At 70.3% G+C, this 14,295-nt stretch carries 12 protein-coding genes; 6 read left to right on the forward strand and 6 right to left on the reverse strand.

Annotated elements, in window-relative coordinates; all coding sequences use genetic code 11:
• Positions 1 to 8: 8 nt before the first annotated feature.
• The 4 genes from ACOOHF_RS05930 to ACOOHF_RS05945 all read right to left on the reverse strand — a co-directional run bounded on the left by ACOOHF_RS05930 (position 9) and on the right by ACOOHF_RS05945 (position 5,728).
• Complete coding sequence (locus ACOOHF_RS05930; protein ID WP_420463776.1) at positions 9 to 2,405, reverse strand: xanthine dehydrogenase family protein molybdopterin-binding subunit; 2,397 nt, start codon at positions 2,403 to 2,405, stop codon at positions 9 to 11.
• A 13-nt stretch (positions 2,406 to 2,418) separates the two neighbouring features.
• Positions 2,419 to 3,066: a (2Fe-2S)-binding protein gene (locus ACOOHF_RS05935; protein WP_419934105.1), complete on the reverse strand. Its 648-nt coding sequence runs from the start codon at positions 3,064 to 3,066 to the stop codon at positions 2,419 to 2,421.
• A gap of 126 nt (positions 3,067 to 3,192) precedes the next feature.
• Entirely contained in the window at positions 3,193 to 5,373 is a 2,181-nt protein-coding gene (locus tag ACOOHF_RS05940) for a hypothetical protein (protein WP_420463777.1), read from the reverse strand.
• Complete coding sequence (locus tag ACOOHF_RS05945; RefSeq protein ID WP_419934107.1) at positions 5,339 to 5,728, reverse strand: hypothetical protein; 390 nt, start codon at positions 5,726 to 5,728, stop codon at positions 5,339 to 5,341. Before ACOOHF_RS05945 ends, ACOOHF_RS05940 begins: the two co-directional genes overlap by 35 nt.
• A gap of 197 nt (positions 5,729 to 5,925) precedes the next feature.
• Between ACOOHF_RS05945 and ACOOHF_RS05950 the strand changes: the two genes are divergently transcribed.
• The 6 genes from ACOOHF_RS05950 to ACOOHF_RS05975 all read left to right on the forward strand — a co-directional run bounded on the left by ACOOHF_RS05950 (position 5,926) and on the right by ACOOHF_RS05975 (position 12,500).
• On the forward strand, positions 5,926 to 7,278 hold the full coding sequence (locus ACOOHF_RS05950) for an HD domain-containing protein (RefSeq protein ID WP_420463778.1): 1,353 nt from the start codon (positions 5,926 to 5,928) through the stop codon (positions 7,276 to 7,278).
• 130 nt (positions 7,279 to 7,408) lie between these two features.
• The gene (locus ACOOHF_RS05955) at positions 7,409 to 8,404 is read left to right on the forward strand and encodes a radical SAM protein (protein ID WP_420463779.1); all 996 of its coding nucleotides are present in this window, start codon (positions 7,409 to 7,411) and stop codon (positions 8,402 to 8,404) included.
• Positions 8,394 to 9,197, forward strand: coding sequence for a metallophosphoesterase family protein (locus ACOOHF_RS05960; RefSeq protein WP_420463780.1), 804 nt, complete (start codon positions 8,394 to 8,396; stop codon positions 9,195 to 9,197). Before ACOOHF_RS05955 ends, ACOOHF_RS05960 begins: the two co-directional genes overlap by 11 nt.
• A gap of 42 nt (positions 9,198 to 9,239) precedes the next feature.
• Positions 9,240 to 10,199, forward strand: coding sequence for a histone deacetylase family protein (locus ACOOHF_RS05965; protein WP_420463781.1), 960 nt, complete (start codon positions 9,240 to 9,242; stop codon positions 10,197 to 10,199).
• Between the two features lie 31 nt (positions 10,200 to 10,230).
• Positions 10,231 to 11,466 carry a M24 family metallopeptidase gene (locus tag ACOOHF_RS05970; protein WP_420463782.1) on the forward strand — a complete coding sequence of 412 codons (1,236 nt, stop codon included), beginning with the start codon at positions 10,231 to 10,233 and terminating at the stop codon, positions 11,464 to 11,466.
• Positions 11,463 to 12,500: a dipeptide epimerase gene (locus ACOOHF_RS05975; protein WP_420463783.1), complete on the forward strand. Its 1,038-nt coding sequence runs from the start codon at positions 11,463 to 11,465 to the stop codon at positions 12,498 to 12,500. Before ACOOHF_RS05970 ends, ACOOHF_RS05975 begins: the two co-directional genes overlap by 4 nt.
• A gap of 52 nt (positions 12,501 to 12,552) precedes the next feature.
• On the opposite strand, the gene ACOOHF_RS05980 is transcribed toward ACOOHF_RS05975, so the two are convergent.
• Positions 12,553 to 13,860: a hypothetical protein gene (locus tag ACOOHF_RS05980; RefSeq protein WP_420463784.1), complete on the reverse strand. Its 1,308-nt coding sequence runs from the start codon at positions 13,858 to 13,860 to the stop codon at positions 12,553 to 12,555.
• Entirely contained in the window at positions 13,857 to 14,288 is a 432-nt protein-coding gene (locus tag ACOOHF_RS05985) for a hypothetical protein (protein WP_420463785.1), read from the reverse strand. The genes ACOOHF_RS05980 and ACOOHF_RS05985 overlap by 4 nt, the downstream gene beginning before the upstream one ends.
• Positions 14,289 to 14,295 lie beyond the last annotated feature (7 nt).

Below are 14,295 nucleotides of genomic sequence, written 5' to 3' on the forward strand. Positions count from 1 at the left end.
TCTCCCCGTCAGCTATGAATCTCGGTGAGCTGGTGAGGCTGGACTCTGCCCTCCAACTCAGCCAGGATCACGTCGGTGGTCAGCGGGATCCGGCACAGGCACCGGCCTCCCAGCGCGTCCGCGATCGCGGAGGTGACGGCCGCCGATCCGGCGCCGACGGGCGGCTCGCCGATCCCCTTGGCGCCGATCGGCGTCTGCGGGTCGGGTTCGCCCACCGCGGCCCAGTCCATGGAGAGCGGGACGTCGAGCATCCCCGGCGGTCTGGCGGTGTAGAGCCGGTGCGCGAACGGCACGCCCCACTTCGGATCGAACACCCACTTCTGGCTCCGCGCCTGGCCGAAGCCCTGCACGGCGCCGCCGTGGATCTGGGCCGCGAGGCTGCGCGGGTGGACGACGACGCCGCAGTCCGTCGACCCCGTGTAGTCGACCAGCCGCACGTCGCCCGTCTCGACATCGAGTTCGACGACCGCGAAGCCGACGACCCACGACCAGGTCTGGCCTTCGTGCGCGAAGTTGTCCCTCGCCACGCCCATCAGCCCCTGTCCGGCGAGGGCGGTGGCCGAGGAGCGCGTGGCGTCGTTGATGTCTTCCGGCAGTGCCTGGCCCGAGTACTCGCCCCCCATGGCGATGGCGCGCTCTGCGGCCTGCGCGAAGCTCAGCGAGCCCCCGGGCCCCGTAACGCGGCCCCCCGCGACCCGATAGCCGCTCGTAGCGCCGCCGAGACTCGCGGCGGCGACCTCCTGCAGCTTGCGCTTCATGTCCAGCGCCGCCGCGTAGTTGGCCCGCGTGTGCGCGTGGATCGTCTGGCTCCCCGCCTGCACCGAGCTGTACGGCAGGTGCTGCGAGCTGTCGCCCCAGATCACCGCGCAATTCTCCCACTCAAGGCCGAGTTCATCGGCTGCGGCGCGGGCGGTGTCCGCCATCGAGTGCGTCCCCAGGTTCCCGATCCCCTGGTGGATGTACAGCTGGCCGTCGGGGCGAATGAGGAGGAGGCCGTCGAAGCCCGACGATCCCCCCACGTAGGGACTGACGCCCACCCCGACGCCCGTGACCTTGGTGCCGTTCCGCTGGCCGCTGAGGGCCTGCTTCCCGGCCCAGTCGAACTGCTCGGCTCCGACCTGGATCGCCTCGCGGACGAAGGCGCTCGTCGTCTTCGCGCGCTGCTGCCCGAACGGCGAGTCGTGCGTGGGCGCGTTCATCTTCCGGATCTCGACCCGGTCGATCCCCAGTTCGCGCGCCGCCTTGTCGATCAGCGGTTCGAGCATGGCGACGATCTGCGCGCCGCCCGGCGCCCGCTGCGCGGCCCGCGGCGGCGTGTTCGTGTACACGGTGATGCCGCGGAAGCGCATCGCGTCCGGCTGGTACATGAGGTCGGCCACATTGCCGGCCGTGATGTAGTCGCCCGACCGGCCGTACGGCCCGTGGTCCTGGACGATGTAGAGGTCGATCGCCGTGATCTTCCCGTCGTCGCAGAACCCCATCTTCGTCCAGGCCTGGAATCCGGGCCGGCCGCGCCCGATGTACGTCTCCTCGTAGCGGTTGATCCGCAGCATCACCGGCCGCTGGATCTTCTTCGCGAGGAGCGCCGTGACCTGGTAGATGGTCGCGCCGGCGATCTTGGATCCGAAGCCGCCGCCGCAGTACTGGCCGACGAAGACGAGGTCCCCGGGGTCGAGGTCGAGCTGGCCCGCCAGCGCGGTGTGCGTGCGCTGCGTGCTCTGGGTCGACCCGTACAGGTAGCAGCGGCCGTTGTCCCAGTACGCCATGGAGCTGCGGGGCTCCATCGGGTGGTGGCTCAGCGACTGGTGCACCATCGTGTCCTCGAACACGTAGTCCGCTTCGGCGAAGGCGGCATCGAGGTCGCCGTGCTCCCACTCGTCGGTGGGCTTGCCCATCGGCAGGCGACCCTCGGCCTCCGCCGCGTCGAAGTCCGCCTGCGCCCACTTCATCGGGATGAGTTCGCGCCCGCTCTCGCCGAAGTGGAGCACGTTCCCCTCGAGCCGGGCATCCGGCCCGCCGGGACGCAGGCTATCGAGCGGGTCGATCACGAACGGGAGCGGCTCGAGATCGATGTCGATCGCCTCGATCGCGTCCGCCGCCGTCGTCTCGTCGACCGCCGCCAGCGCGAGGATCGGCTCGCCCACGTACTTCGGCTCATCCGTGAGCGCCGCCTCGCCGGGCGCGTCCGGTGGGTTCACCTCGCTCGCGCGCAGGATCCCGAACACGCCGGGCATGGCGAGCGCCCGGCTCGCGTCCACGCTGCGCACGCGCGCGTGCGGCATGGGGCTCAGGAGGAGCTTGGCGAAGACCATCCCCTCCGCCTTGAAGTCCTCCGAGTACTTGGCTCGTCCCGTGACTTTCGCGCGCAGGTCCGGCGGCGAAATGTCCTGTCCGATCAGCGCCATTGTCGCCCTCCCCTCACACCATGCGCCGCGCGTATTCGGCGGCGCGCATGGCGGAGTTCAGGATTTTGTTGTAATCGCCGCAGCGGCAGAGATTGCCGGACAGGGCGTACGCCGTCTCTTCCCGGGTGGCGTTCGGACTCTCGTTGGTCAGCGCGACCATGCTCATGATGAAGCCGGGCGCGCAGAACGCACACTGGAATCCGCCCTCGTCGATCACCGCCTGCTGCACCGGGTGCAGCGTCCCGTCCGGGCTCTCGAGCCCCTCGATCGTCGTGATCGAGCGGTCGCGCACGGCGTTCGTCAGCGTTGAACACGAGTAGTGTGAAACCCCCTCGATGAGCACCGTACAGGCGCCGCATTCCGCACGGTCGCAGCCGAGCTTGGTGCCGGTCAGCCCCAGCTTGTAGCGCAGCGTCATCGCCAGCGTCTCCTGCGGCAGCACATCCACTGAACGCGAAACGCCGTTCACGTTCAGCGAGATCATGCGCGGCATCGAAGCCTTGACGACCGTGCTGGCCGAGAGCGGGTTCCGGGCCCGGAACAGGTAGCCGGAGGAGGAGGCGACGGCCCCCGTCGCGATGACCCCCTTGATGAACGTCCTGCGGGAATGACCGGCGGAGGGACCCGAAGGGGTCGCGGTCGTGATCTCTGCGTCACTCATGGGCGAACCTCAAGCGGGAGATCTGTACATGCCGTGCGCGGTGCCCCGGAAGTGGGGCGCGGCGGCCCAGCGTAAATCCTGTCATCCCCCGCCCGCCATGACAAGGCTTCCGGTCCCCATCCGGGGTCAGAGGATCCCCCGGATTCTCGGGTCCAGCGAGAGGAGGACCACCCAGTCTCCCTCCCCGGCCGACCCTCCGCCGAGACCGCGCATCACGTCGATCCGGAGGAGGTCGTAGAAGAGCCCGAGCCCGAACCCCGCCGAGGCGCGCAGCCCGGCGCTCTCGCCGACGCCGAAACGGCTCGCGGCCGCGTCGCCCGCCGTCCCGAGCCCCGCCCATCCCACGGCGGCGCGCGCGCGGAGCCGCACCCAAGGCGAGGCGAGGCTGCGCGACACCTCGGCCCGCCACAGGCCCATGCGGTCGCCGCCCCAGCCGCGAAACGCGTGGCCCGGGAGAGAGCCGCGGCCGCCGAGCAGGAAGAGCCGCTGGGCCGGAAGGTCCCCGCCCGCGGCGCCGAACTCGATCTCGCTCGCCCACCCCCACCCGCCGCCCAGGCTCTCGCGCGCGCCACGCAGCGCCACCTTGGCTCGCGTGAAACCGAAGTCTCCGACGGCCCCCGTGGCCGCTTCGCCCGCGACGTCCAGCCCCCAGCGCGCCCCCAGTCCGCGTCCGAGGTCCAGCGCCACTCCGGCGTCCAGCGCCGCCAGGTCCCCCTCGTCCGCCGGTCGCACCGGACGGAGTGTCCCCTCCCCGAACGGTGTCGTCCGCACGACGAGATCCGCCGCCCGGTGGCGCTCGGCCGACACGCCGACGCGCCAGCGGGCCGAGCCGGTCTCCCGGACGAGGCCCGCGCGCCCCCCGTCCGCGAAGTACGGGTCCTGGTAATCCTCTCCCTCGACCAGCAGGGCCAGGGTCTGGAGCGCCCCGGAGGCCACTTCGCGCCCCACGTCACGGTTCGCCCGCAACCAACCGTCGAATTCCAGCTCGAAGCGTCCCAGGCGCCGCCGGAGACCGACGCGGGCCTGCGGCCTCGCCTCGCCCGCCGCAAAGCCTCCCCACAACGAAAGTTCGGTCAGATCGTCGATCCGGTAGGCGCCTCCGGCCCCCACGAGAAGCCCCTCGGCGCGCCTCGCCCGGATCGCCCCCGACGCGTTCGGAAACCAGAGCTGGAGCCGCCGCCCGCCGACCAGACCCTGTCGCGGGAGAAGCCTTCGGGCGTCGAGGACCGCCCGTTCGAGGTCGCGGCCGGCCCGCTCCACCAGCCGCGTGAGGTCATCCCCCGTCGGGCCACTCTCGACCCCGGCGCCCTCGAGAGGGCCGCCGTAGAGCGAGGTTTCCCAGCCGTCGAAGCGGGCCAGATCCTCCTCCGGATACGCGTACACATACTGGCCCGGACCGAGGCTGAAGGCGGCCGATTCACCGAAGTGGTAATCCAGCACCCTCAGACGCGTCCGGATCAGCGTCTCCAGCGGAAAATCGAGCCAGGGAAGCGAGCGCGTGATCTCCAGATCCTGTTCGACCGGAAGCCAGTGGCGTCCCTCCCACAGCGCCGAGCGCAGATCGACGACGATCCGGACGATTTGCCGGTCGAGATAGGCGTTGGGCGTGAACGTGAGCCGCATCCGCGCGATGGCGCCCGTGGCCCGTTCGAGGAAGAGCGAACCGACCACCGCGGGAGTCCCGCTTTCCCGCGGACGGACCTCGAGTTCGAACACCCGCGCGCTCCGGCCGCGGATCCGGATCTCCAGGGAGTCCGCGAGCCGGTAATCGTAGAAGTCCCGCGCCCCGGTCCCGGCGGGGTGAAGTACGTGCTCGACCTCGTACCCGTCTCCGATCCGGATCCGGTCTCCGAAGTTGTCGAGGACGAGGAATAGATGGTCGAGGTGATACTGGATGTTCGTCGGAAGGCGGAGTTCGTGGCGCCGCCCGACGATCGTCTGCACGGTGCGGTCCGGCGCCTGCCAGCGGACGTCGAGGGCGACCTGGTCGGCCCGGATGACGTGCCGCTGCCCCCGGAAGTCTCCGATGTAGTAGAGGTGGCCCTGCGCCTCGGCCCGGAATCGCTCGAGCGAACTGTCGGCCCATGCATGCCGCCGCGCTTCGATCGCGCGCTCGATGAGAATGAGGGCCGCCTCGGAGTTCCAGCCATCGGGAGCTGCGACCTCCGCGCCCTGGACCTCCGCGCCCGCAGCCTCTGACGCCGGGATTTCCTGAGCCCCGACGGCGGCGGCGACGCAGAGCGCCGCCAGCGTGACCGCCACGGCCCGCGCCTCAGCCGAAGAGATCCTCCTGCCCCTCGCTTCCATCGTCCGGCTCCAGAACCCGACGGAGTCTGCCCGCCCAGTACTCGACGTCGAACCCCTGCTCGTTCTTCAGCATGCGCTTGAGGACCGGCGACAGCTCGCGCAGCGCTCCCACGAGGTCCTCCGCGATGGAGCCGGCCTCGGCGGCCCGGGCTTCGTCCGGGAGCGACGCCATGTCGTGGAGGATCGAACCCTCGGATCGAGATGCGGTGACCGACTCGGCTCTCGTGGAGACGAAGACCTCCGTACGCCGGCCGGGTCCCCTCCCTTCCTCGATCGGGAGCAATCCGACGATCTGGTCGGAGCGCCAGTACTTCGCGTACCCCAGGTGGACCATCCGGTCGCGTTTGATCTCCACGCCGCCTCCCGTTCAACCTGCTCCCGCTCCGGAGGCCGTCAGAGGAAGACCGCCGCGGGCGGGATGAGCCCGACAGCCGAGGGCGGAAAGCTCGCGAAGCCCCGGCCCGCGCCGCAACCACCCGCCGCCGGAACCGCGCGGGTGAAGGCGCGTTGATTGCCCGTTGACCTCGCACCGGAACATCTTCACGCGATTCCATGACGAGACCACGTACGATCCGCGATCCCCTGTGGGGGAACATCCACGTCGAAGCCGACGCGGCCGAGATCCTCGACGCGCCGCAGTTTCAGCGACTGCGGCGCGTCAAGCAGCTCGGGTTCGCGCATCTCGTGTATCCCGGCGGCGTCCACAACCGCTTCCTCCACGCGCTCGGCGTGTACCACCTCGTGTCGAGGGCGATCTCCTGCCTCGAGCGTGACGGACACCTCGCAGCCCTGAGCGCGGCGGAACTCGACGAGCTGCCGGTCGTGCGCCTCGGAGCGCTTCTTCACGACGTCGGGCACTATGCGTTTTCTCACGCGGTCGAGGAACTCGGGCCGAAATCGATCCCGGGCGATCACGAGGAGATCGCCACGCGCTTCATGGCGGCGACGCCGATCCGGCGGGTCCTCGAGCGGTACGGCCCCGACGCCGCCGCGCGCATCTCGGCCCTCATCCGCGGCACCTCGGGACACCCGCTGCAGGGACTGATCTCCGGCTCGCTGGACCTCGACAAGATCGACTACCTGCGCCGCGACGCGCTCTTCTGCGGCGTGCCCTACGGGGCCGTGGACGTGGACCGGCTGCTGCCGGCGCTCACGGTCGCCCGCGAAGGCGATGGGCGGCCGCTCGAACTCGCGGTGAGCGAGAAGGGAATCAGCGCGCTGGAGACGCTCCTCTTCTCGAAGTACCAGATGTACCGGAACGTCTACTGGCACCACGCGGTGCGCGCCGCGACGCTGACCTTCGTGCGCCTCGTGCAGACGGCGCTCGACAACGGACTGCTCTCCCCCGAGGACCTCGCCGGCCCAAGCGACGAGGAGCTGCTGTCGCTCATCGGCCGGCGGATCGAACGGTCGGCGGCGCACCGCGGCCACGACCCGGCGTCCGCGCTCGGCCGCGCCGCGAAACTGTTGCGGGCGCTCCTCGACCGTCGTCTCCCCAAGCGGCTCGTAGAACTGACCGGCGATCAGCTTCCGGACCGGCTCTCCTCGTGGCCGTCAAGGCGCGGGGACCTCGTCGCGGCGCTCGAACGCCGCATGGCCCGGGAGTGGGGGCTCCCCGAAGGGTCGGTGATGCTCGACTACCCGAGCTATCCCGGGATGCTCGAACTCAACCTGCTACTGGTGCGGAACGACGGAGTCGTCCGGCGCCTCACGACGCTGGGTGAGCGGGGCCTGATCGACATTCCGCGACTGGGACACTCCCTGCACCATTCGGCGCGGGTGCTGCGCATCTTTTCCTTCGAGCCTTCGCCGCCCCGCGATGCTAAGCCCATCCTGGAACTGATCGAAGCGCCTGAAGAGGAGGTCGAGGCCCGGCTGGCGGCGGGAGTCCCCCTCCTGACCTAGCGGCCGGCGGGGAGGCCCCGTCGCGCCCCACCGGTCGCGCGCGGGGCCGCCGATGCGGTAGGATCAACAGCCCGTGGCGGGGGTCTTACCACGGGAGATCAGGCACCGGAAACCCGCAGAGGTTCGTCCCATGTCCGGATCGGCATTGCCGATCGATCCGGAGCGAAGCGCCGACCGCGCGCTCCGGATCCACCCGTCGTCGAACGGGGCCACGCCCTCGAACGGGGCCACGCCCTCGACCGAGGCGCCCCTGGTGCGGCTCGACCATCTGGACACGCTCTGGTTCCAGGTGTCGGGGACGATCTGCAACCTGCGGTGCGTCCACTGTTTCATCAGCTGTGCCCCCGACAACCGGAGCTTCGAGTTCCTCCCGCTCGCCGAGGTCGAGGGGTGGCTCGCGCGCTCCGAGGGATGGGGCGTGAAGGAGTACTACTTCACCGGCGGCGAGCCCTTCATGCACCCGGACCTCCCCGCCATGCTCGAACGGACGCTGGAGCGGGGGCCGGCCTCGGTCCTGACGAACGGCACGCTGCTCCCGGAGCGAGCTCTCGCGCCGATAGCGCGGGCCGCCCGCGAATCCCGGTACTCGCTCGAGATCCGCGTCTCCGTGGATGGGCCCTCGCCCGAGACCAACGACCCGATCCGGGGCGAAGGCACCTTCGCCCGCGCCATGGACGGCGTCCGCAAGCTCCTCGAACGGGGGTTCCTCCCGATCATCACGGCCACGCAGGTGTGGGAGCCGGAGCGCGACGAGGAAGTCCGGCAGGCCTTCGTGGCCCGTCTGCGGGACCTCGGCTACGCGAACCCGCGCCTCAAGATCCTTCCCTCGCTCCGGATCGGACGCGAAGCCGAGCGCGCGCGCCCCTACATGGACGAAGAACGGGTCACCGCGGACATGATGGAGGGATACGACGAGAACCAGTTGCTCTGCGCCTCGAGCCGCGTCGTGACGAGCCGCGGCGTGTACGCGTGCCCCATCCTGATCGAGACGCCGGAGGCGCGAATGGGGTCGACGCTGGAAGAGGCGGCGCGCCCGGTGCGACTCGCCGAATCGGCCTGCCATACCTGCTGGCTGCACGGCGCGATCTGCTCCAACTACGCGGGCATAGGGCAGGATGTCTCCTGAACCGCACCGCATCGCCGTGTTCGGCGGCGTCTACAGCAACCACCTGGCTCTGGCGGCCGCGATCGAAGACGCGGCGACCCGGGGCGCGGATGCCCTCTACTGCCTGGGCGATCTGGGCGCCTTCGGTCCGAACCCCGACCGCGTCTTCCCGCTTCTCCTCGATGCGGACGTGCAGGTACTGCGCGGGAACTACGACGACTCGATCGCGCGGGGCCTCGATGACTGCCAGTGCGGATACACCGACCCGCGTGACAACCGCTTCGCCCGACTCTCGTACCGGTACACGTTCCGGAACACGGCGGAAACGTGGCGCCGCTGGCTGGGCCGCCTGCCGGGCGAGATCCGCCTCGAGGTGAACGGCACCCGCGTCCTCATGTGCCACGGCAGCCCCCGCCGCATGAACGAGTTCCTCTGGGAATCGGCGACCTCGACACAGTTCCTGGCGCACCTGGCCCGCGAGCGCGAGGCGGATGTCGTGCTCGCCACCCACACGGGGATCCCCTGGCAGCGGACGCTCCCGGGCGGCGGGCTGTTCGTCAACGTCGGCGTGCTGGGGCGCCCCGCGAACGACGGGCGGACGGATGTCTGGTACGCGCTGCTCGATTTCGACTCCGCGGAAGGGGCGTCGCCGGAGGTCGAGTTCGTGCCGGTCGGCTACGACCACGATCGCCTCGCCCGCGAGATGCGCGAGGAGGGACTCCCCGAAGAGTTCGTGGAGACGATCCTCACCGGCTGGTGGACGACGTGTCTCGAGGTTCTGCCCGCCCGGGAACGGGCTCGCGGCCGGCACTGAGAGACCTTGCCAGAACCCCGGCCCGCGACAGACCCGAAGCCCGTGGGTCTGTTCCAGCACCCAGCCTGCAGCCGCCACGACACCGGGTGGGGGCACCCTGAGCACCAGGGCCGCCTCCGGGCCGTGATGGGCGCGCTCGAGCGAGCGCTGCCCGAGCTGCACGGGGACGTCACGCCCGTCGTGCCGGAGCCGGCCGAGGCGGCGACGCTGGAGCTGGCCCACTCTCCGGGGCACGTCGAGCGGACCCGGTCGAGCTGTGAACGGTCCGTGGAGACGGGACAGATCCTGCGACTGGATCCCGATACGCCCGTCTCCCCCGGAAGCTGGGAGGCGGCGCTCGCCGCGGTCGGGTGTGGAGTCGCGGCGGTCGATGCCGTCCTGGACGGTGAGTTCCGCGCCGCCTTCTGTGCCGTGCGTCCCCCGGGGCACCACGCGACGCGGGACCGCGCCATGGGCTTCTGCCTGTTCAACAACATCGCGGTGGCGGCGCGCCACGCGCTCACCCGGCCCGGGATCGAGCGCGTGCTCATCGTCGACTGGGACGTCCACCACGGGAACGGGACGCAGGACATCTTCTACGAAGACTCGTCCGTCTTCTTCCTCTCGATGCACCAGCACCCGTTCTATCCCGGCACCGGCATGGCCGACGAGCGGGGACGGGGCGAGGGCGAAGGGACCACGCTGAACCTCCCGATGTCCGCCGGTCTGGCGCCCGAACGCTACGTCGAGACGCTGCTCGACGGCCTGGATCGGGCGTTGGCCCGCTTCGCACCCGACCTGACGCTGATTTCGGCCGGTTTCGATGCGGGGGCGGAAGATCCGCTGGGCGGTTTCACCCTCACCGAGGCGGACTTCACCACCCTGGCGCTGGAAGTCGTGAGACGGACGCGAGGGACGGCCCGGAACCGCGTGGTCTCCTTCCTCGAGGGCGGTTACAATCCCGACGAACTGGGACGAAACGTCGTCTCCCATCTGACGGCCCTCCGCGACGCCACGGCCTGACCCGGTACGAATCAAGATACGGAGCCTGCCCTTGCCCGATCTCGACGCCACATTCCTGGAGACCGCTTCCCGCGAGCTGAAGAACCGGGGGATCGACGCCTGGCTGTTGTACGACTTTCGGGCCTGCAACGCGCTGGCGGCGGATCTCGTCGGCCTCCCCGAGGGCCAGAAACGCCGCTACTTCGTGCTCATCGCGCCGGGTCGGACGCCGCACGCGCTCGTACAGAAGATAGAGGTATCCGGCTGGGATGGCTGGCCGCACCGGCTCACGAGCTACTTGGGCTGGGACGAGATGGAGACGGAGTTGCGCCGGATGCTGGACGGGATGGATTCGGTGGCCATGGAGGTCAGCCCCCGCGATTCGATCCCCTACGTGGACAACGTCCCCGCGGGGGTGGTCGAACTCGTCGAGTCGGTCGGGCCCCGGGTGGTCAGCTCCGTGGACCTGATCTCCGGCACCGCGGCCCAGTGGGGCGCCCGCGGAACCGAACTGCACCACCGTGCGGCCGAGATCCTGGCGCGGACGGCACGGACCGCGTTCGAACTCGCGGCCCGGGCCGCGGGGTTGAGCCCCGAGGCCGACCCCGGGACGGCCGACGCCTTCGAGACCGCGGGCGAGCCGACCCCGAAGACCGAGCACGATCTCGCCGAGTGGATCCGGGCCCGGCTGCGCGCCGAAGGCCTGACCGGGGCGGACACGATCGTGGCCGTGGGACCGAACGCCGCCAAGCCGCACTACGAGCCCCTGGCCGAAGGGTCCGCGACACTGGCGGCGGAGCGGGTGTTCATGGTCGATCTGTGGGGACGCGTGGCCGGTGAACCCGAGGCCGTCTTCGCCGACCAGACGTGGATGGGCTACCTGGGGCCGGAGCCGCCGCCCGACGTGACCGAGGCCTGGGACGCGGTCGTCGCGGCCCGGGACGCGGCCGTGGACGTCATCCGCGCGAATCCCGGCGCCACCGGGGCGGACGCGGACCGCGCGGCTCGCGACACCCTGGCCGCGCGCGGCTACGCGGACGCCATCTTCCACCGCACGGGGCACGGCATCGACCGCGAACTCCACGGCGTCGGGCCCACCCTCGACAGCATCGAGATGCGCGACGACCGGCGGCTCGTGCCGGGGGTCGGATTCTCGGTCGAACCCGGCGTCTATCTCGAGGGACGGTTCGGGCACCGCACCGAGATCGATGTCTACATGCGCGAAGACGGGCCGGAGGTGACGCCGTCGCGGATCCAGTACAACCTGTGGAGGGCGGCAGACGCATGAAGATCTCCTGGGAGCCGTTCCGCGTCCGAACGGCGCACCCGTTCCGCATCAGCCGCGGCGTGAAGACGGGCGACGATCTGGTCTGGGTGCGGCTGGAGCACGAGGGGATCGAGGGTTGGGGAGAGGCGGATCCCTCCGGCTACTACGGCGAGACCGCCGACACGGTCGAGGCGGCGCTGCGCAAGCTGGCGCCGCGCATCGAGGAGGTGGAGGATCCGTTCGCGCTCGAGAACATCGAGCGCGACCTCGCGGCGCTCCTGGGCCGCAACGGGTCCGCGCGCTGCGCGGTCTCGTCCGCGCTTCACGACTGGGTGGGGAAACGCGTCGGGCTCCCGCTGTGGAAGCTCTGGGGGCTCGATCCCGCGGATGCCCCGCTGAGTTCGTTCACGATCGGGATCGACGAGCCCGACGTCATGGCCGAGCGGACGCGCGCGGCCGGGGCGTGGCCGATCCTCAAGATCAAGCTCGGGAGCGACGACGATGAAGCGCGTCTGAGCGCGGTGCGGGGCGCCGCCCCCGACAAGATCCTGCGCGTGGACGCCAACGCGGCGTGGACGCCTCGTGAAGCGGTGGAGGGGATCGCGATGTGCGCGGAATACGGCGTCGAGTTCGTCGAGCAGCCGCTCCCGCCGACGGACAACGACGAACTGGCATTCGTCCGCGCCCGCGCCGCCCTGCCCATCGTCGTTGACGAGTCGAGCATCGTGGCGACCGACATCCCGCGGCTGGACGGGAGCGTCGACGGCATCAACATCAAGCTCGCCAAGTGCGGCGGTCCGCGGGAAGCGCTGCGCATGATCCACACGGCGCGGGCGTGCGGGCTGAAGGTGATGCTCGGCTGCATGCTGGAGACGAGCCTCGGGATCGCGCCCGCGGCGCACCTGGCGCCGCTCGTGGACTACGCCGACCTGGACGGGGCCGCGCTCCTGCGCTCGGATCCGTTCCGCGGCCCGCACCTCGAGGCGGGACGGATCGTCCTTCCCGACGCGCCGGGGCTGGGTGTTACTCGCGCCGCCGACGGAGAGCCCGCCTGAGACCTGCGGTCGCGGTCAACCGCGGCGCTCCCGTACGGGGAGCGCCGGAGGGCTAGTCGATCGGCAGGCGGGCGCCGCGCAGGCACGCCTGTTCGAGTTCCTCCGGCTCCGGTGCGGCCGCGATGCACTCCTCCCGGCGTCCGCTCTCATCCGCGTACAGCCCGAGCAACTGCTCTCCCACCGCCTCGTAGCACCGCACCTGGGCCCACGGTTCGACGCGCCGGCAGAACGCGAACGCCGCCCCGGTCGTAGCCGTCACATCGACGTAGTTCTTGACCAGCCCCACGTAGCACCATTCGCGGAACTCTTCCGGGGACTTGCCGCACTCGTCGAGCCCTTCGTCCGGGTCCAGCACCGTACGGCCGCTGACGTCGCGGCCGAGACTGACGAAGCAGAGCTCGCGCCAACCCTCGGGGGCATCGAGGCAGGAGGTGGCCGCGCCGCCGATGTCGCCTTCGTTGTGCCACAGCATGGCCGACGTCTGCATCATGTAGCAGGCGTTCAGATACTGCTCGTCCAGGACCGAACACGGATAGTGCGGGTCGTCGGCCCGAAGCGCCTCCCACGGCTCGAGCGCCTCGATCCCCTCGGTCATCGCCATCGCCGCGTGGTCGTGCGCGCCGTGCCCGGCCTCTCCTTCACCCCCGTCTTCGCCCTCCCCGTCGCCCTCCCCCAGGAGGAGTTCCGAGGCGGGATGATGCGGATCCGTCGCGTTCACCACGTTCTCCATGAACACGCCGCCGTAGCACGATTGCCGGTTCCAGTCGTTCGTCAGGAAGTCGCAGCCCTCGAGCGCCATCGGGAGATGGTGCCCGTAGTACATCGTGAGGCCGTGCCCGAGACCGTGCAGGCACTGGAACAGGATCCAGCGGTCCACGGGCTCGCGTTCGAAGGGCCCGCAGAGTTCGACCACCTGTTCCGCATCCGCGGCGCCGGAAGCGATGAAGTGCGACTGCACGACGCCGTGGTAGCACCCCGACTGAAAGAGCACCGTGCACTCGCTGAACACCTCCTCGAACGGGGTTTCGGGCGAGTAGGCCTCGATCCCGATCGCGTGCGTGTAGACGTGACCTTGCGCCTCGACGGACAGGTCGCCGACCGCGACCGTCTCCAGCATCTCGAGCGCGGGGCCGACTCCGGCCCGATCGAGCTCGTCGAGCAGGTGGCGCTCGTAGCAAGCCTGCTTCTCGTCGTGCTGCAGGGAACGACACTCCTCGAAGGCGGCGCGTGCCTCCGCCGAGGCGCCGGGTGGAAGCGACCGGCCGCCGCACCCCGCGAGCACGAGGACCAGCGCCAGAGCCGACGCCGTCCGCGAAGCGACCACGACGCCCGTCCCCGGCTCGGACAGGGAGACGATCACGCGGCTTCGATGCGCAGCGTCACCCGCCAGTCGCTCATCATCTCCGGGTCGTCCTCGTCGCCGTCGTCCGCGCCCGGCCCGTAGGCGCCCAGCCAGTCGGCGGCCGGACCCTGGAACTCGCGCTCGTACGTGGTCAGGAAGTCGTTTCCACCGAAACGGTCTTCCTCTTCGCCCTTCAGTTCCACCGACAGGTGATCGGTGACCTCTCCCTCGAAGATCACCCAGTTGAGCACCGCCCGGTTGAAGACCGGTTCCTCCGAGATCTTCATGTGCCCATTGGCGGGATACCGCGCTTCGACGGAAGGACCGCCATCGCTCGAAACACTGGACCAGAAGATGAACTCGCCGGTCTTGTCCACGTCCAGACTCTCGAGAATCTGGACCGCCCGAACCGTGACCCGGATCTTCCGGGTGCTCGCCTCGCTCATGGTTGCT

It is taken from the genome of Candidatus Palauibacter sp. (genome assembly GCF_965216145.1).
In the GTDB taxonomy this organism is placed as follows: domain Bacteria; phylum Gemmatimonadota; class Gemmatimonadetes; order Palauibacterales; family Palauibacteraceae; genus Palauibacter.